This window comes from Pseudomonas fakonensis, from assembly GCF_019139895.1.
Classification (GTDB): domain Bacteria; phylum Pseudomonadota; class Gammaproteobacteria; order Pseudomonadales; family Pseudomonadaceae; genus Aquipseudomonas; species Aquipseudomonas fakonensis.
The window spans coordinates 3,381,654-3,401,655 of the sequence record NZ_CP077076.1; the positions used below are offsets into that span (position 1 = coordinate 3,381,654).

General features: G+C 66.6%; 7 protein-coding genes. 3 read left to right on the forward strand and 4 right to left on the reverse strand.

The window, feature by feature from the left end; all coding sequences use genetic code 11:
* Positions 1-27 precede the first annotated feature (27 nt).
* Positions 28-1,206 carry an integrase core domain-containing protein gene (locus tag KSS94_RS14945; RefSeq protein WP_217838874.1) on the reverse strand — a complete coding sequence of 393 codons (1,179 nt, stop codon included), beginning with the start codon at positions 1,204-1,206 and terminating at the stop codon, positions 28-30.
* Between the two features lie 320 nt (positions 1,207-1,526).
* Between KSS94_RS14945 and acuR the strand changes: the two genes are divergently transcribed.
* Together acuR and acuI are read left to right on the forward strand one after the other, a co-directional pair.
* Positions 1,527-2,153 (forward strand): acrylate utilization transcriptional regulator AcuR, encoded by a 627-nt coding sequence (gene acuR, locus KSS94_RS14950; RefSeq protein WP_437179976.1) that lies wholly within the window; start codon positions 1,527-1,529, stop codon positions 2,151-2,153.
* Between the two features lie 46 nt (positions 2,154-2,199).
* Complete coding sequence (acuI, locus tag KSS94_RS14955) at positions 2,200-3,183, forward strand: acrylyl-CoA reductase (NADPH) (protein ID WP_217838875.1); 984 nt, start codon at positions 2,200-2,202, stop codon at positions 3,181-3,183.
* Between the two features lie 24 nt (positions 3,184-3,207).
* On the opposite strand, the gene KSS94_RS14960 is transcribed toward acuI, so the two are convergent.
* Complete coding sequence (locus KSS94_RS14960) at positions 3,208-5,082, reverse strand: ATP-binding protein (RefSeq protein WP_217838876.1); 1,875 nt, start codon at positions 5,080-5,082, stop codon at positions 3,208-3,210.
* Between the two features lie 141 nt (positions 5,083-5,223).
* On the opposite strand from KSS94_RS14960, the gene KSS94_RS14965 reads away from it, so the two are divergent.
* Positions 5,224-5,943 (forward strand): TorF family putative porin, encoded by a 720-nt coding sequence (locus KSS94_RS14965; protein WP_217838877.1) that lies wholly within the window; start codon positions 5,224-5,226, stop codon positions 5,941-5,943.
* A gap of 70 nt (positions 5,944-6,013) precedes the next feature.
* On the opposite strand, the gene KSS94_RS14970 is transcribed toward KSS94_RS14965, so the two are convergent.
* Complete coding sequence (locus tag KSS94_RS14970) at positions 6,014-18,280, reverse strand: filamentous hemagglutinin family protein (RefSeq protein ID WP_217838878.1); 12,267 nt, start codon at positions 18,278-18,280, stop codon at positions 6,014-6,016.
* 219 nt (positions 18,281-18,499) lie between these two features.
* A complete protein-coding gene (locus KSS94_RS14975) occupies positions 18,500-19,654 on the reverse strand; it encodes a substrate-binding domain-containing protein (RefSeq protein WP_217838879.1) in 1,155 nt (384 codons plus the stop codon).
* Positions 19,655-20,002 lie beyond the last annotated feature (348 nt).

Consider the following 20,002-nt stretch of genomic DNA (forward strand, 5'->3'; position numbering starts at 1 on the left):
ACCCACATGGGTTACACAAAAGTTCACTCACATAGGTGACAACACCTGAAGTGTTACATAACCATCATCGGCATCTCGCTCATCGATCCTGCCGAGAATGATTGGGCCGAAAATAACATCCCACACCCCATCCCCGACCTGCTCCAGCCCAATGGTCTGATGCTTGAGCACGTAACCTACGTAGATCCTCAAACCCCGACGGTTGACGATGCCACTTCGATCAGCTGGCAGACTCTCGATATGACTGGGGTAAGTCATTTCAGGTAGTTTTTCCGGGAACGGGCGTGGCGAAGGCTGATAGCAGGACGCTGGTGTTTTCTGCTTCAGTGCTTCGTGGAGCCGCTCGTAATTGTAGTGCTGCCGGAAGCGGTCGAAGTGCCGTTGTTGAGCCTCCCAAGCCACTGCGGGAGGTGACGGAAGCGTACTTTTGAGTGTTCGGTGCATACGCTCGTGCCGACCATTTTGCTCCGGTCTGCCAGGCGCAATACGTTCAGGAATAATGCCCAGGCGCAGCCACCAAATGGACAGCTGGGAGAGCCCCGCACGCCCTTTGCTGGCAAACGGCACGCCGTTATCGGTTCGGATACGTTCAGGTAGCCCGTTCTCGCGAAAGACCTCAGTGAACACAGCCTGTGTCTCCAGGAAGTTCGTGTTGGCCATACTGTGGCACGCAAGCAAGAAACGACTGGCGTGATCCATGATCGTCAACGGATAGCACCAGACCCCAGCGCCTGTCAGAAACTGGCCTTTGTAGTCCGCACTGAATAGCTGATTGGGCGACTCCGCTTTTTCCAGCGGCTTGGGATAGACCGCCACACGCTGGCGCAGGCGTCGCGGCTTGATCAGCTCGGCCTTCTTGAGGATGTTGTAGATCGTTGTCTTGGAAGGGGGCGCCTCGTCAGGAAAACGCTCCTGTAAAGCTGCCTGGATTTTCTTGGGGCCAGGCTCCGTCTGGCCCTGACCACGCAATTCGATGATGGCCTCACGAACGGCGACGGGCACAACCCAATCTTGCGTCAGCCGACGACGGCTGCGTTCCTCCAAGCCTGGCGGACCATCGTTCTCGTAACGCTCTACCCATTTGTAACCGGTCTTTCGACTGATCTCGTAGGCCTCGCAAAGGGCGCTGAAGCTAGGCGCCCCATGGAGATAGTCCGCGATGAAAAGCAATTTCATGTCCATAGGTTTCAGCTCTCGCCAAGGCATGGTCAGACCCTCGAAAAACCGACCATGCCAGTTAAAAACTGTTACCTATGTGCGTGAACTGATTTGTCACCTATGTGGGTGAGTCATACCAGCGAGCATTTTTTGCTTACTTTTTGATGCTTCAAAAAGTGAGCCGCCGTAAGGGCGGAAAGGTGACGAAGCGTCACTACAAATAATGAATGCGCATACAACTTTCAAAACCAACTAATCAACAGATCAACAGCATACCCACAAATCTCAAGCCACCCACGCGGCCCCATTCCCCGGCAGTGCCCCTCCCCCCACCTTGACATTAAAAACGATCAGTCTAAATTAACCGGATGACCACACCCCACCCCCGCCGCGGCCGCCCCCCAAAGGCCCCCCGCGAACACGCCGAAACCCACGACCTGCTGCTGCGCTGCGGCATGGAGCTGCTCACCGAGCAGGGCTTCACCGCCACCGGCATCGACGCCGTGCTCAAACGCATCCAGGTACCCAAAGGCTCGTTCTACCACTATTTCGACAGCAAGGAAGCCTTCGGCCAGGCCGTGCTGCAACGCTACGCCCAATACTTCGCCGCCAAGCTCGACCGCCACTTCCTCGACCCACACACCCACCCGCTGCAACGCCTTGGCAACTTCGTCGAAGACGCCAAGGCCGGCATGCTCAAGTACCAGTTCCGCCGCGGCTGCCTGGTCGGCAACCTCGGCATGGAAGTGCTGGTGCTACCCGACAGCTTCCGCGCGCAGCTCGAAGCCGTGTTCTGCGACTGGGAGCAACGCCTGTCAGCCTGCCTGCAGGCTGCAAAGGCTGCCGGTGAACTGCCTGCCAGCAGCGACTGCGATGCCCTCGCCGCCTGGTTCTGGAGCGGCTGGGAAGGTGCGGTGCTGCGCGCGCGGCTGGTACAGCGTACCGCCCCGCTCGACAGCTTCCTCCAAGGGTTTCTCGCAGCCATCACCCGCTGATGGTGCATGCCAATTTAAAGACGACCGGTCAAAAAGGAGTTCTGCGATGTTCAACGCCATCTTGCTGGAAAAACACCACAACGATTACCAGGCCCGTCTGGCAACCCTCGACGAGGCGCAGTTGCCCGCAGGCGATGTCACCGTGCGCGTGGCCTACAGCACCCTCAATTTCAAGGACGCCCTGGCCATCACCGGCCAAAGCCCCGTGGTGCGCCAGTTCCCCATGGTGCCAGGCATCGACCTTGCCGGTACCGTCGAGGCCAGCAGCCACCCCGCCTACCAACCCGGCGACCGGGTGTTGCTCAACGGCTGGGGCGTGGGCGAAAGCCACTGGGGCGGGCTGGCACAACGGGCACGCCTGAACGGCGACTGGCTGATCCCCCACCCCGCCAGCCTCGACGAGCGCCAAAGCATGGCCATCGGTACCGCCGGCTACACCGCCATGCTTTGCCTGATGGCGCTGCAGCGCCATGGCCTGAAACCCGAACACGGCCCTGTGCTGGTCACCGGCGCCAGCGGCGGTGTTGGCAGCTTCGCCATCAGCCTGCTGGCCAGCCGCGGCTTCGAAGTGATTGCCGCCACCGGCAAGGCCGACGAGGCCCACTACCTCAAGCAACTGGGGGCCGGCACCATCATCGATCGCAGCGAACTGAGCGGCCCAGGCCGACCACTGGCCAAGGAACGCTGGGCCGGGGTGATCGACTCGGTGGGCAGCCACACCTTGGCCAACGCCTGCGCCGCGACCCAGGCCGAAGGCGCGGTAGCCGCCTGCGGCCTGGCCCAGGGTATGGACCTGCCGGCCAGCGTGGCACCATTCATTTTGCGCGGGGTGAGCTTGCTGGGTATCAACAGCGTGACACAGCCCTATGCCCGCCGGGTCCAGGCCTGGGCGCAACTGGCCGAAGGCCTGGAGCGCGAACACCTGGCCATGATCACCCGCGAAATCAGCCTCGCAGACAGCATCGACGCAGCCCGGCAACTGCTCGACGGCAAGGTGCGCGGGCGCCTGGTGGTGAACGTGAACAGCTGATGCACACCCCTGCTGGCGCCGGCTTCAGGCTGCAGCCAGCAACTCCCGCACCCGCGCCACCAGCGTATCAAGCCCGAACGGCTTGGTCAGCACCTGCATCCCCGGCGCCAGCAGGCCGCTTTCATTGAGGGCCTGCTGCACGTAGCCCGTGATGAACAGCACCTTCAGCCCTGGGCGCAGCTCCAGCCCGGCATCCGCCAACTGCCGACCATTCATGCCGCCAGGCAAGCCGACGTCGGTCAGCAGCAGGTCGATATGCGCCTCGGAACGCAACACCTGCAACCCATCAAGGCTGTCGCCCGCCTGAATCACCGTGTGGCCGAACTCCCCCAGCACCTCGGCGGTGAGCATGCGCATGGTCGGCTCATCCTCCACCAGCAGGATCGTCCCCTGGCTTTGCGCACAGGGTTCGCCAGACAGGGCCGGCTGCTGCGGCGCCTCACCGAGGTGGCGCGGCAGGTACAGGGCCACCGTGGTGCCTTCGCCCGGCACCGAGTCAATGCGCACCTGGCCACCGGACTGCTGGGCAAAGCCATAGATCATCGACAAGCCAAGCCCGGTGCCCTGGCCAATCGGCTTGGTGGTGAAGAACGGCTCGAACACATGGGCCAGCACCTCTGCCGGCATACCTGCCCCGGTGTCACTCACCCGCAGGCACAGGTAATCGCCGTCGGGCAACTCCAGGCGATTGGCAGGCTCGCCGACCAGCACCTGATTGGCCGCCTCCAGGGTAATCCGCCCGCCGCCCGGCATGGCGTCGCGGGCGTTGATGCACAGGTTGAGCACGGCGTTTTCCAGCTGGCTGGGGTCGACGAAAGCGGGCCACAGGGCCGTATCGGCCTGAGTTCGCACGCTGATCGCCGAACCGCTGGTGCGTGCCACCAGCTCGCTCATGCCGTGCATCAAAGCCCGCACATCGGTGGCCCGAGGCTCCAGGGTCTGGCGCCGGGAGAACGCCAACAGCCGGTGGGTCAAGGCCGCGGCGCGGCGGGCGGCGTCCTGGGCGGCGCCCAGGTAACGCTCGGCATCGCGGCCCTGGTTGGGCTGCTGGCCGAGCATCTCCAAAGCCCCGCTGATACTCCCCAGCAGGTTGTTGAAATCGTGGGCCAGGCCACCGGTCAGCTGGCCAACCGCTTCCATTTTCTGCGACTGGCGCAGGCGCTCTTCCACCTGCATCAACTCGCGGGTGCGCTCATCCACCCGCTTTTCGAGGGTTTCGTTGAGCTCGCGCAGTTCGCCGGCCAGTTGGCGCTGCTGCTCTTCGGTTTCGCGCAGCCTGTCGCAGGTGCGCGCCAGCTCCTGCTCGCGATTGCGCAGGCTTTCTTCTGCAAGGGTGCGGTCCAGCAGGTCGGCAGCGGTGCGGGCGAGAATATCCAGCAGGCGCAGGGTACGGTCACTGGGGTGGTGAGGGTCGCGCCAATGGTTGGAGATCATGCCCAGCAGGCGCCCGTCGCGGGCCATCAGCGGCGTGGTCTGCGCCGAACGAATACCGGCGCGGCGAAACGCCAGCAGCTCCTCGGTACCGGCGATTTCCGGCCACTGTTCAAAGTCGGCGATAATCGCCCGCCGCCCCTGGCGCAGTGCCAGCCCGCAGCTGCTCAGGGCATCAAACCTCACCCATTGCCAGAACTGCACGGCATCGTCGGACAGCCCTCGCGAGCACAACAGCTTGAGCACACCGCCGTGGGGCTGCGGGCTGTGCAACTGCATGGTGGCGAACTGCGAACCGGTGATGCTCATCGCGGCATCCACCACCTTGGCGTACAGCGCCGTGCTGTCCTGCTCCCCCATCAGGGCAGTGCTGATGCTGTGCAGCAGTTCGATATCCAGCCAGGGGTTGGCCGCGCCCCGGGCGGTATTAGCCAAGTCTTGGGCGGCAGGTCCGTTCGCGGGGGTCATGGTGAAGTCCTGAAGGCAAGATACGATCGCATCAAGCGTAGCAATAAAGGCCCTGGTCGCTCCATCCCCGGCGAGGGTTTCCAGCCCTGCCTGCAGTCGCTATGCTTGCCCGCTCTAGTACAGGCTTCCCAGGGACAAACCATGGCCAGGCCCATGCTCCTGCTAACCACGGCGCTACTGCTCAGCCCCACCTTGCAGGCCTCTCAGATCCAGCGCCAGCTGGGCGAATTCGACTTGAAGCTCGGCACCAGTGCCTCGCGCAGCATGGCCCAGGGCCTGATTTCGCCGAGCCCGGCCGGTGCTTTTCATGGTGGCCTCGACCTCAGCCATGCAAGTGGCTGGTATGTCGGCCAGTACGCGCCGAGCCTGGGCTTGAGCGCGGCCTCCACCCTGCGCCTGGACAGCTACCTGGGCTACAAGCGGCGCTTCGATGGCAGCCTGGGCCTGGAGGCCGGCTTGATCCATTACAGCCAGCCGAACCTGGCAGGCAACGACAGCTATGCCCTGTACGGTGGGGTATCGGTGTTCGGCAGCCGCTTCGGCGGCGCCTGGCGTGACAACCCGGACAACCGCACCGGCACCCTGTTCGCCAACCTCGGCGAACTGCCACTGCTAGGCATCGACCTGACCTTCAAAGTGGCGCACCACCAACTGGGGACGCCGTTCGTGGTCGGTGACGGCAGCGAGGTACAGGCGTTCAACGACTGGTCGTTGCAGTTGTCGCGGCCTTGGCTGGGCATCGACCTCGACCTGATCTACAGCAGTTCGGACCTGCAGGGCGGTGGGTGTGCGGCCTATGCCGGGATCAACGCCTATTGCCAGAGCATGGTGACCTTCAAGGCGCAGCGCAGTTTCTTTTAACCTTCGGTATCAGAGCTTGAACGTGCACCCAGGCGGCGTCGACACCACCTGAATGCACGTGCCCCGCTCATCACAGCATCAGGTTACCCCGCTCTTCCTCAGTCAACTGCCCCCGCGCCTGCTCATCCAGCACCCCGGCCCCCAGCACCTGCACCGGGCTCTGGCGGTTGTACTGCGGGTTCAGGCTCGCGCCCTCGCGCCCCGGTACCAGACGCTCGTCACCAAAGCCCAGCACCTGCACGGTGATCAACGACGGCTGGCGACGCGCGCCTTGCTGGCGCTGGCGCCCGGCCTCTTCGGCCGCCTGGCTGGCACTGGACGCCGCCGCGCTGGCCGCAGTGATGGCCCCGGTATTCACCGACGCTACCACCGGCATGCCATTGGCGTTGCCCTGCACCTGGATGTTGGCCGCGTTCACCACCCGTAGCGCAGCGATGTTGACGTTGCCCGACACGCGAATGCCCGCCTCGCCAGCATCGATGGTGCCTAAAGGCGCGATCAGGTCGATATCCCCCGGGGCCACCTCGGGGATCGGGTTCAGCGTGGCGATACCCGCCCCGGTGCTCGGCACGCTCGGTGCCAGGCTGACGTTGCCCCACTGGTCGTAGGTGCGCTTGGGCGGGGTGTACACCACGGTGGTCTTCGAGCCACGCCCGGCGTTGATGTCGCCCTCGGCCGACCAGCCGAGGATTGCACCACCGAAGGTGGTCATGATGCGGCTCTGCCCCAGCAGGATGCTGCCCCGCGAATACAGCTGAATGTCGCCGCTGCCCTGGGTGATCACCCCGGCGCTGGCCGGCGGCGCCTCGCCCTCGACCCCGAACACCTGCTGCCCACCCGGGGTGAGCACCTGGATATTGCCGCCAAAGTCGGTGTGAATGCCGGCCCCCCCGTAGAAGGTCGCATTGCCGCTGTAGCTGATCGGGTTGCCGGCCACGTCCTTTTCCGGGAACAGCGCCGCGATCACCTGGCGGCCACGCAGGTAGCTGCCGCTGCGCGGGCTGCTGGCGTCGTTGTATTCGCGCCCGCCCTCGCGCAGCTCGGCGAAGTACACCTGGCGGGCGAAGATGCGTTGCTGCTCGGCCGGCAGTGCGGCAAAAAACGCCCGCGCCGCCTGATTGTCACCGCTGAAGCCGAAACGCTCACCCAACCACGCGGCCAACTCCTGGTCGTACACCTTGGCCACCTTGTCGGGGCTGGCGCTGAGCGCGCCACCTGTCTCAAGCTGGCGCGACGGGTCCAGGTAGCGGTCCAGCAGGCCGGCATAGTTCGGCCCGGCCTCGCCGGCGCCCACCATCACCGCGATCGAGGCGCCGTCGTTGCCGCTGCCGCCACCACCGATACGGCCAATGCTGTTGATCGCCCCTTCCTGGTAGGCCCCAGCCACGCCCTGCCCTGCATTGAGCAGGTTGCGCCCGGCGGTCACTTCCAGCAGGCCGGGGCCTGCGACATTGAAGGTACTCAAACGGATGTCGCGCCCGGCACTGACAATCGACACATCGTTGCTGTCGCCATGGATGAACACATTGCCCGAGGACGACGGGGTGTCGTAGCGCGTAGAGTCCACAACCCCGGCGGCGCCATGGCGCTCGGCCCCAAGCGGCACCCCGGCATTGACGATGTCACGGCCTGCCATGATCCACACCGGGCCCGCGCCCTGATAAAGCTTCAGCCCGCTGCGCGCATAGCTCAGCACCTCACCGGTACTCAGGCCGACGATGTCACCGTCCACAGCGTAGAAGCGCACAGGTTGCGCGGGCTGCGTGGCAGCGGCTGCGTAGGTGTTCAGGCCGAAGCTGAACAGCGGCGTCATGCGCTCCGAGAGCGACAGGTCGCTGTGCAGGTTGTTGCCCAGTTTGCGGAAGTCGGTGCTGTAGTTGACGTAGCCCGGCCGCTGCGGTGTGGCGATGGCCGAGGTGTCGGTACCGGTCTGGCTCACGGTATACCCGCCGGCATAGATCGACTGCCCGGCCAGCAGTTGCAGCTCGGTGTTGGCTGACGGTGCGGTCATCAGCGAGAACGCACTGGATGTGCCCAGCACTGCCGTTGCCGCCTCGCCGTAGTAAAGGCTGCCATTGGCCGCCACCGCTCGCAGCGCGGTGGGGTAGAACATGCGCCCGCCGGAGGCCGGCAGGTTGCGCCCGGGGGCGATTTCACTGCCCACGATCGGCGTCAGGTTGCCGCCCAGGCTGAGCAGGTCCACCGCCGTGTTCGCCCGCCACAGGCTGAACCAGCTCCAGCCATTGCCCAGGTAGTCGGCACCGTCGGTACCGGTGAAGGCGTTGGTGTTGAACATGACTACCCGGCCAGGGTCGCCCACGCCCTGCAGCACCAGGTCACCGCGGGTTTCCAGGCGCACCGCACTGTCGCCCGGCATCAAGGTCAGGCCGCCCAGGGCCACGCCGCGGGTTGCGACATAGGCGTCATAGGCCCGCGACTCGCTACCGGTATGGTCGCTGGGGTAGCTGCCGTACATCAGGTCGAGCACCCCGATACTGCCTGCCTGCACCTGCAGTGCCCCGCGCAGGTTGGTCAGGGTGCCGCGCAGGTCGGCGTTGCCGGTCACTGAATCCAGCGCCTGAAGCGAGGTGTTGACGCCGCCACCCACCCGCAGCAGCAGGTCGCCGCCGCCAGTCTGCTTCACGCTGCCGTCGGCCAGTACCCGGCCTGTGCTGGCCACCGCCAGGCTAAGCCCATGGCTGCGCTGCACGACCTGGGCGTCGAGCGCGCCACTGGCGCTCTCGATCAGCCCCGCAGCGCCGTTGACCAGCACATTCAGGTTGCCACCGCCCAGGGTGCCGATACCGGTGAAGCCCACCAGCCAGGGTTGCCCGCCACTGGTCGAAGGGTCCAGCGCATAGCTGCCGAAATTGAGCCACCAGGCCGCCGCGGTATCGGCGTTGCCCTGGCGCCACAACCAGTTGCCCACGCCGGCCGAAGCCTGCTGACGGGTGGTTGCCAGCGGGTTTAACGAGGGCGCGACGAGGTTGCCGGTCAGGTCCCCGCCCACAGCCAGCAGCAGGTTGCCGCCCTGCTCCGGGTACCAGGCACGGTAGCCGCTGGTGGCCGACTCGTAGGCACTGCCGGCACTGCCCAGCACACTGCCGTCCGGCAGCCGGCCCTGGGCCAGCTGGTAGGGGTCGGCGCCATTCACCAGCAGCGCAGCCGACTGGGTACCGGCGGTGTACACGCCGTACAACGAGTCCATCCGCCAGTCACCGGCGCTGAGCAGCTCCAGGTCGCCGGTACCGGTGCGCAGCACGCTGAACAGCTGGGTTTGCGGGGTTACCTCGAACTTGCTGGTACCCGGCGTTTCGGTGGCGATACACCAGGCCGGGCGCAGCCGGCATTGCGACACCTGGGCTGCCGGGACCGGGGCGCCCGGTACCCGGCTGCCGGTCACCTGGTCGCTCCACACATAGCTGATGGTCGGCGCCGTCACCTCCAGCACACGGGTGGCGGTGTAATGCTGGTCGGCCAGGCGCATCAGCCCTGCCGCCTCGTCCGGGCGAGTGATGCGGCTGTCGGCGGCGGCAAGGTCGGCACCGGCCACCAGGCGCATCGACCACGACTGCGAACCTTCCGGCAGCATCGTCGCCAGGGCCCAGTTGCGGCCCTGCTGGCCGTTCACTTCCGGGCGCAGGTCGATGTAGTTCGTGCCGTCGGCCAGCTTGACGTCGGTGTTCACCGGCAGCACCGCGCCAGTGGCCAGGCTCAGGGCGCCGCGCTGGCTCAGGCCGCCAGCCGGCAGTTCGCTGCCGCTGGCCCACACACCGTCACGTACCGCCGCCGCCACGGGCAGGCGGGTGCCGGCGTCCAGGCGGGTCTCGGCGGCCAGGGTCACGGCGTTGCCCAGCAGGGTACCGGCGGCGTACAGCAGGTTGCCGGCGCTGTCGCGCACCGCCGCATCCAGCACCGTGCCGGCCGGCAGGGTCAGCGCGCTGGCCAGCACCATCTGCCCCGGCAGGCGGGTGTTGGCAGCCAGGGTGGTGGCGCTGAACGGCAGGTCGAAGTTCAGCGTGCTGCCGCCCGGGAACAGTGTGCCGGCAGCCAGCTCCACACCTTCGCGGGGGATCACCAGGGTGGCGTCGAACGGCTGCTTGCCCGGCAGTAAAATCCAGCCCTTGCCGTCCCAACGGTTGGCGTCGGTGGCCAGCGCCGGGGCGATGAAGCCGTCGCTGATGCTGCCGTACACCTCCAGGTTGCCGCCCGAGCGCAAGGCCAGGTTGCCCACTTCGCCAGAGCCGGCCACCCCGTCGACCCGCTGCGTGTTGGGGTTGAGGCTTTCGTAGCGGTGCCCCGACAGGTCGAGGTCGCCGCGCACCACCAGGTCGACGCCTTCGGCGGTGCTCACCTCAAGCCCTGGGCGCAGGTGCAGCGCCTCGGCGTAGCCTGCGTTGTTCAGGCCCTTGAGGCGGTTGTCGAGCAGGTCACGGTTGGCCAGCAGGTTCTGCATGAACGTCTGGTTCAGCCCGTGCTTGGCATCCAGCCAGGCCTGGTCGATGTATTGGTAGTCGCGGCCATTGGCCGCCTTGGTGCCGTCGTTGGCGTCGCTGTAACGCTGGTTGCCGACCACCGCAATCGAGCGCGCGCCGCGGATGTCGAGGGCGCCGCTGGCATCGATGGCGATATCGCCGGCGGTGTCGCCACCAACACGCGGCGCGGTCAGTTGCAAGGTGCCGCGGTTGCGGCCGTCGAGGCCTGCAGTGGCGCCGGTACCGTGGCGCAGGTCGAAGCGCGCGCCGCCTTGCAGGGTAAGCTGGCCTTCGCCGCTGTTCAGGTCGATCAGCGCGCGGTTCGGTGCGTCGATGATCGCCCCGTAGCTGTCCACCCGCAGCAGGCTGGCGTGGGCATCGAGCAGCGCAGCGCTGCCGATGGTCAGGCCGTTCTTCGCCGCCAGGCGAATGCTGCCCACCTGTTCGCCGCTGGCATCGACGCTGCCGTTGACGGTGAGGTGGCCGTTGTCCAGCGACACCACGATTTCACTGGCCTTGAGCTCGTCACCGATCACCAGGTCGCCCTGCTTGAGCTGGAAGCTGCGCCCGCCAGTCACACCATCACGGTTCAGGCGCTCGTTCAGCGCGGCAAAATTGTCCAGCTGTTGCGCGCGGATATCCACTGCGCCCTTGCCATAGCTCACCAGGCTGCCCCCGGCGTCGTAGCGGCCACTGGCCGAACCGAGGATCTGCCCCAGCAGTTCCACGCGCCCGGCTTGCTCGCCCAGGGCGATGGCTTCAAGGCGCCCGGCGCGGTTGTTGACCGCGCGCAGGTCGACCGTGGCGCCGGCGGCCTGGTGGATGTTGCCAGCCTTGCTGTTCAGCACCAGGGTGCCGCCGGCACTGTACTTGAGCACGTCGTTGAAGGTCAGGGTACGCCCGGCCAGGTCGATCAAGGCCTTGTCGCCCAGCAGCAGGCCATCGTAGGCCTCCAGGGTCAGCTTGCCGCTGGGCAGGCTGAAGGTGGCGTCGATGTCCAGGCGCTGGCCGCTCAGCGCCAGCTCGGCGCCCACCCCGTCGCGGCCGGTGACCAACTTGCCGCCGCCACCGCTCACCTGCAGCTCGCCGCCCACCTTGATGCGGTTGACCGAACCGGCAGCACCGGTCCACAGCGGAGTATCCACGCTCAGATTGGCGCCGCTGTAGCTGAAGGTGCCGTCCGCCTGGTAGTCGCCGCGGCGGTGGTACACCTGCAGGCTGCCCTTGTGGCTGGCGCTGACCTGCTGGCTGGCATGGATGTTCACCTGCTGGAAGCCCAGCACCAGACGGGCCATGTCGTCGCTTCCCTTGGGCTGGGCATTGGCGCCATAACCGAACACCATGCGCTCGACCTCAAGGTCGAGCACCCCATCGCCGCTGCCGGCACCGCCAGCAATCGGGCTGCCCGGCAGGTTGCGCGCACCGCTCCACACCAGCTCGCCAGTGCGGATCAACGCGTGGTCACCCGCCGCACCCGAGCCATAAATGGCCGGCACACCCAGCACCAACTGCTCCAGGCGGTTCTTGCCGGTGGCGGCGTCGTAGGTGTCCAACACCACGTCGCCGAAGAAATTCAGCGAGTCGGCAGCCGTCAGCGTGAGGGTTTCCAACGCCGGCACACCGTTGCCCGACACGCCCTGGAACAGGCGGTCGAGCACCTGCTGGTTGAAGGTCAGGCCCTGGCCCAGGGTGCCCGCCGCCGCCGCGTCGGCCAGCGCCTGGCTGGAGCCGACGTTGATGCGCCCGACCGCCAGGCCCAGGTGACGGGCGCCGAAACTGACCCCATCATCCAGGCTGAAGGTGTTGTTGGTGGCGGCAAAGATCGAACCCTCGGTATACAGCTCGGTCTGGCCACTGCACTGGCCGCTGGTGCATTCGCCGATCAGGATCGCGCCGGGGCCGAACGATGAATCGCCAGCACTTGGCGCCAGCACATCGAGGCGGCCGTTGGACACGGCGAGCAGCGCACGCGCCCCCGGGGTGAGCATGAAACCGTCATTGGCATCGTAAGGTGCTGCGCCCTGCCCCACCGTGTTGATCCGCGCCCCCTGCTCCACGTATACGCCGCCGCTGGTACTGTCACTGAGCAGCAGCACCTCGGCCGCCCGCAGCTCGGCGCCCGAACGCAGCCAGACGTTGCGGTTGTGGCCCAGGAAGGTGATCTGGTTGCCACCCTGGCCGTACATCACGTCCTGCCGGCCGCCAATGGTCAGGCTCGCTGCGCCCAGGGCGTTGAGCTGGCTGTCGCGCAGCGACACCACCGCCTGGCCCTGCAGCTGGCTGTCCTGGCCGTCGGCCAGGATCTCGATGCCCTCGGCCCCACCCTGCACCCAGGCCCCGCCACGGCGAGCGCCGGCCGCTGCCGAAAAGTCGGCGATGCCGGCGAAGTTGAAGCTGGTATTGGCGTTGGTGTTGCTGGTCAGGGTCAGGCCCAGCCACTTGCCGTCGGCCTCCAGGGCTGCCCGTGGTACCCCCTTGGTGGCGGCATCGGCACGCACGAAGTCGGCGTAGGACATCTCGTTGTACTGCGAGTAGCGGCGCAGCACGCTGCCACTGGTGATGATGAACTGGTTGGGCAGTGCCTGGCTGATCGAGGTGTGCGCCACCGACAGCTTGCCAGAGGTTGCCCAGGAGCCATTGCGCATGGCCGCGCTGGCACTGAGCTGGCCGCTACCGGCCAAGCCGTTGAGTTCGACCCGGAACGCCCCCGGCAGCAGCGCATAGCTGGCCGGTAGCAAGGTATAGGTGCCGGCAGGCAGCCCCGGTATGCCGTGGTCGAGGGTGATTCGCTGGCCTATCGCCGGGTTGGCCGCCCCCGCATCGCCCGCCAGTGGCGCATAGTCCACCGCCAGGCCCGGCACGATGGCATACACCGGGTTGCTGGACAGCGACGGCAGCACCAGGCGGCCATCGGCGTCCAGTTGTACCAGCGGGTTGTAGCGAGCGTCGGTGGAGCCGCCGCGCCCGGACACAAAGCCTGCGCCGGTCAGTTCGCCGCCACCGGACAGGTCGATCAGCGCACCCTCCTGCACATCCACCTCAAGCCCGGTCAGCTTGACCCCCTCACCGTTGGCGGCGCCCTTCAGGTCCACAGCCTTGCCACCGTAGAGGTAGCTCAAGCCATCGACCGTGCCGCCATAGGGCATCAGCAAGCCTTTGGCGCTGACCGAGGTGATGCTGCCAGCCAACAGCCGCACGATGTTCTGCTCATTGCCGGCGCCACTGCCGATGTCGACGGTGCCTAGCGGCGCCCGTACCACACCGCCCTGCTCCACGGTGCCGGCATACAGGCCCAGCGAGCCGAACACCGAATGGGGCGTATAGGGCATGGCCGAGCCCACCCGGCCGATGCGCAAGGTGGCATCCTGCACGGTCATCACCCTGGCCTTGGCCCCGGTGGCCGGGTACAGCTGGGCGGCCAGCAGTTCGATGTCGGCATTGCCCTGCAACGTGGTGAACGGGTCGCTGCCTGCGGCAGCCAGGAAGCGCATGTCGCCTTCGCTGCGCAGGCGCGTCAAGGCAAAGCCTCGGCGGTCGAAGGCCAGGCTCTGGCCGCCGCTCAGCTCAAGGTTGCCACGGGCACCGAGGGTGAGGCTGTCGCGCAGTTCCAGCAGGTTTGCCTGCACCTGCAACTGCGCCTGGCTGGCCTGTTGCGACAACCCGCCCTTGATGGTCGGCCGCACGCCCGCATCGCCGGACTCGTGGTTGCTGCCTGCCAGGCGCACATAGGGGGCACTCAAGGTTACCCGGGCATCGCCGGCGCTGCCCTCGGCCAGCACCAGCGAGCCTGCGTAGATCTGCAGGCCCTGGGCCAGGCCCAGTTGCAGCGAGCCGTCAAAGGCCACCGAACCATCGCTGAGCAAGGCCAGGTTACCGAAACCGCCAGCCTCGACCTGGTCTGCACCGAGATAGGCCTTGGCATACTCCAGCGCCCCGCTGCCGACGCGCTGCTGGCTCAACACCAGCTCGCGCGGTACCACCAGCGCATCATCCGCTGTGCCCTTGCGGTACAGCGCCGTGTCCAAGGCCACGCCCAGGCTGCCACCGGCCGCACCCGCGCCGCCAGCCTTGGCACTCATGCTGGCGTCCAGGCGCAGCCCCAGGCTCGAAGCCAGGCTGATGCTGCCGCCGTTACTGGCCACCCGTACCGCGCCCAGGCCAGGGATGTCGAGGGTGGCCTGGGCACCGTCGGCGCGCAGTTGCGAGCCTTGCTCAAGGTCCACATACAAGTACCCACCATCGCTGGTACCGGCGGCGTGGTCGATGCGCCCGCCGATGACGATGCTGCCCCCTGCATCGACCCGGCCATACCGCCGGCCACGGGCATCAACGGCGGTGTAAGCCTGGCCGGATACATCGATCAACGCCTCGCTGCCCAGGCGAATGGCACGTTGGTGCGGGGCCTCGCTCAAACCGGTGTCGCCGATGATGGGCAACTCCTGCATCAGGCTGACCTTGCCACCGGCGGCACGCAGGGTGCCGTCCAGGGTCAGTTGTGCGGTGCTCGACAGGCTGATCGCCTGCAACGGGTCGACACTGATCGACGCCCCGCGCTCCACCACCAGCTGGGCGGCCTCGCGGGCCGCCTGGGCGAACAGCGCATCGCCCGCGGCCAGGCTCAGGCCGGCACCGGCGCGCTGGCTGATCACACCCTTGGCAGCGTTTTCCTGCAACAGTGGCGGCAGCCACGCCTGGGCCTGGTCACCCACCGCCTGGCTGGCATCCAGCCATTGCACCGGCCGGGTCACCTGCACCTGGCTGCCCTCGGCCACGGTCAGGCCGTTGCCACCACGCACGTTGTACTGGGCAAAGCCCAGGCTGAAGAAGTCTTCGGCCAGGTGCAGCGCCGTACCATCGTCCACGCCACCGATACGCACCTGGTCGGCACGCAGGCTGAGGGTACCGGCCAAGTCGCTGCCATAGCCACGCAGTTCACCGCCCAGTTGCAGGCGCCCGCCGCCGCCGGCGTTGTTCTCGCTGGAATGCAGGGTGAGGTTGCCACCGTTGCCGGCAACGATGGTATCAACAGCGGTACGCACCGCACCTCCCGACACATCCACCACGCTGCCCGCGCCCAGCAGCACATCACCGCTGCTGCGCAGCGACACGCTGCCGCCGTTGCGCCAGGCCAGTGCCGCGCTGTCGCGTACGTCGCTGCGCACACCGCTGACATCCAGGCGCACGCCGTCGGCCACCAGCACCTGGGCGCGGGTCCCGGCGGGGGTGTCCAGGGGGATGTCCTTCAGCGCATCCTGGTCACGCATCTGCAGCACATCACCCATGCGCACCTGCCCGCCATGGGCGGTGATGTCGGCGTTTACCTGTAGCTTGGGCCCGTACAGCGTCACTTCGCCGCCATCGGCCATGTTCAGCGCCGCATTCACCAGCACCTGCTCGCTGGCGGCAATGCTCAGGCCGCCGAGGCCGAAACTCGTCAACAGGTCGCTGTCGAACACCAACTGGCCCTGACGCGAAAGGTCCAGCGGGTCGTCCAGGTTGACCTTGGCGCTGTCGCCACGGGCGCCGCTCTGCACGCTCACCTGCTCCATCACAGGCTTGAGGCTGAAGCCGATATCCTTGGCCGCCTTCAGGTAACCGGGCAGTTGCTCGCCGATTACCAGCTGCGCGCCCTGGGCGCGGGCATTCTGCAGTTGTTTGTAGCCGTCAAGGCCGACGACCGGGGCTTGGGTCTGGCGTTCGCTCTGGTACACCTCACCCACCAGCTGGCCGTCGAGCACTGCGCTGCCGGTGGCCACCACCAGCGAGCCTGCGTTGCGGCCAAGGGTGTAGCCTTGCTCGAAGCGGCGCTGCGGGGCAATCAGCGGGTTGTAGTAGTAGTTGGTCTGGCCCCAGCGTGCGCTGTGCTCCTCGAAACCTTGGTAGATACCGGTGTACAGCAGGTCACCCGGGGCCCTGGACACCTCGTACAGGCGCCCGTCGGCGCCGCGTAGCCAGCTCTGGTTGATATAACCGTCCTGCACCGCCAGGGTGCCGCCGGACAGGTTGATCTGCGAGCCGGCGCGGGTCACCACGTCCTGCCCGGTGAAGGTCACCGTACCGCCCAGGGCCATCCATTCGCCGATGCTGTGGTTGCGGGTGCCCAGATAACCGCTGACCTCAAGCAGGCCACCGGCGGTGTACCAACGGTCGGTGGCGTAGCCGTTGACCCCGGCAGCCACATGCACCAGTTCGCGGATATCCACCCACACGTCCTGGCTGGTCAGCCCGCCGTTGTCACGGTTGCCCGAGGCGTCACGCTGCTCGTTGCCCTGCACGTTGACCTTGATGACGTTGTTTTCCATCGCCACCTTCACGCCCAGCGCACCGGACACATCGATGTGCGCGCCGTCATCCACCAGGCTGCGCTTGCCGGCACTCACCGCCACCTGGCCACCGTTGGCCAGGGTCAGCGAGCCACTTTGGAAGTCCACCGTGCCGCCGCTGACAATCTCCACCCGCGACTGCTCGGGGCGGTCGAGCACCTTGCTCAGGTTGTCGAACTTGCCGCTGGCCAGGTTGCCGCTGCTGCCGTCCACGGCCTCGCGCGAGGCATCGCGCTGGCTGTCCAGGGCGCTGCTGGCATCGAGCATGATGGCCGTGACGCTGCCCTGGCCGAGGGTGACGCTGCCGGTGCTGTCGCTGGCCGAGTTGAGCAGGTGGATGGTGCCGCGCCGGTCCACCGAGGTGGTGGCCAGCAACACGCCGTCCTGATGCACCTGGTGCCCGGTGAGGGTGATATCGCCGCCTGCGGCCTGGATCAGCCCGCTGTTGCTCACGCTACCCGCCGTGCTGCCGGCACGCAGGCTGCTGGCCACCTCGTTGCCGCGGGTGGTGGAGTGCTGGTTGCTCTCGGTGCCCTGGCCACGGCGGATGTAGAAGTCATCGCCGGCGGCCAGGGTGGTCTGGCCCTTGCTGGTGATGATCTGCCCCTGGTTGTCCACCTCGCTGCCCAGCAGCAGCACGTAACCGCCGCCGCTGGTGGAGCTGGCTGGTTCGTGGGTGGTGATCTGCGCACCGCGTTGCACCACCACCTTGCCGCCGGCATTGGTGAAGGTGGCCTGGGTGCCGGTGGTGTCGACGTACAGGCCGCGCTGGGTGAACTGCTCGTCGCTCATTTCGGTGGCAGCCACCACCAGGTTGCGCACGTTGACCTGGCTGCTGCCGTCGAACACCACACCGTTGCGGTTCATCACCAGCACCGTGCCGGGGGCGACGATCTGGCCGAGGATCTGGCTGGGCCGCGCATTGGGGTCGTTGACCCGGTTCAATACCGCCCAGTCCGACTGCTGGTCGAACTTGAGCGTGGTGTCGCGGCCAACGTTGAAGGTTTCCCAGTTGAGCACGGCCTTGTCGGCAGTCTGCTCGACGGTGACCGTGGTCTTGCCGCCGCTTTGCGTCTGGGTCGGGTTCTTGGCGTTGTGCCAGCCCTGGGTCAGGGGGTTCTCGTCGACCTTGAGGCCACCCTCGCCAAGGCCGTTGGGCACGGTCTGTGGCTGCACCTGGGCCAGGGTGCGCCCGGCGGCCTGGGCCGCCTGCTGCGCGGCAATGGCAGCAACGGTGTTGTTGAGGTTGCCCACCGAGGCCTTGAACTGCTGGTTGAGCCGCTGCTGCTGGGCCAGTGGTGGCGGCGAGCCCGGCACCCGCACCCCGCCTGCGCCGCCACTGCTGGCCGCCGTGGAAGCACCCTTGGCGCTGAACCAACCGGCACTGAACGGCTGCGCGGCCTGGGCGCTGCCGGCCACCAGCAGCAGCGCGATCGCCTGGGCCAGCGGCTTGAGCAACAGCGGCTCGCCCGCAACAGGCCGGGTGCGATGGCGTACGGCAGAGGCTGAAGGGGCGGGTTGCTGCTTGCCGTTCGACATCGTGGGGTTTCCTTGTTCCGGGTCCTTGGGGAATGCGTGCGGCCAGTGATGCCGCTTTGCCATAAGGCAGTTGCCACCGGCACCGACCGAAGCTTTGTCATGCAAAGTTCACACGGCTGGTTTATGGGCGAGCAGAAAAAAACCTGGCGGCGCCCGGTTGGGTGCCGCCAGGTTTCAAGCCCGGGCCACGAAGGGCTCAGGCCGGCTCAGGCGCCAGGCTTACGAACGGCCGATGCCGGTGCAGACCGAGGCGTTCTGGATATCGGTACCTTGGTTGTAGCTGTTGTCCAGGAAGGCTTTTTTCACCTCGGCAGCGAAGGCAGCCGGTACCGGGATGAACGAGTGGGCCTCGATCAGGTCGTTGTGGGTGCCCGAGTACAGGTCGTTGAGGAAGCCACGGATGTCTGCAGCGTCGGCGGCGTTGCTGTAGCACTGGCCAACCAGCAGGTTGGTGTAGCCAACAATCGGGTAGCCCGAGGTCGGCACGGCCTTGTCGGTGGCGCCGCTGCCGAAGGTCACGGCCCATTTGGCAGGCAGCAGGCGGTCGTCACCGGTCGGTGCAGCGGCCGAGGCCAGAGCGGCCTGGGCCTGGTCCGGGGTTGGCAGTTGCGCAGTGCCGCTGGCCAGCTTCTTCACCGAAGCCACTTTGCCGGCATCCCAGACATCGACGAAGTCAGGGCTGACATAGCCGATGGTGCCATCGCTGGCTTCGACGGCATCGACCACGGCCTGGCTGGTGGCAGCCGCGACCCAGGTGGCCGGCTCGGCACCGACGTTGGCGCTGGTGAAGGTGCTGCTGACCGAGAAGGCAGCCGGGCACGAGTCGTTCAGGAAACGCGCCAGCAGTTCGGTAGTGCCGCTGCTGCCCGAACGGTAGACCACCTTGATCGGGGTGGTGTCGGCGCTACCCAGCAGTTGGCCCCAGGTGCTGGTGGTGCCGGAGAACACGCCGCACAGCTGCGAAGCGGTCAGGGTCAAGCTGTTGAGGCCGGCCTTCTTGAAAGGAATGGTGACGGTGGTGCCCACGGCCGGCACCTGGATCAGGTTGCCCCAGTCGTTGCCATGGTTGGCAGTGTAGGTGCTCAGCTCGGAGGTGCTCAGTACCGAGTCGGAGCCGGCGAAGTCGACGTTGGTGCCGGCAGCCTGGCCGATCGACGCCGGGGCGTTGGTCAGGAAGGCCGTCTTGCCGCCGCCGCTGCCCACGCCGGTGTAGCTGAAGCCCGAAGGCAGGATGCCTTCGAAACCAGTGCTTGGGTTACCGTTGTACAGGTACTCAGGCAGGGTGGCACCGCCACCGACAACAGCGGCCATGGACTGGGCCGAAGCCAGGGAAGCAGCCACCAGGGAGGCGGCGATCACAGTACGTTTAAACATGAAGCAATCTCCTATCGTCGTGTTCGTACGTTGAGTGGGTCGCGCTTGCAGCGGCCAGGCTGTAGCCCCTGATCCAGAGGGCTCGGTGCCTTGACCACGGAACAAACGTTGGCAGTTCACGGTGACAGGCGAAGGAAAAAATCTCGGGAGTTCAGCCGCCGATTCCTCGGGTTTTTCCGCTGTTTTTTGCAAAGCTTCGATGGCCTGCTGCAACACAGGGCAGGCCTGACGGGGATGAAAGCCCGGGAGGATGCGCACGGGAGCACTCGGGAGCTTTGCCCCGGCGCCGATTTTTTTTGCATAAGCCGCCCCCGATTCCCCAATGCCGGGGAACCCCGCCCACCCGCC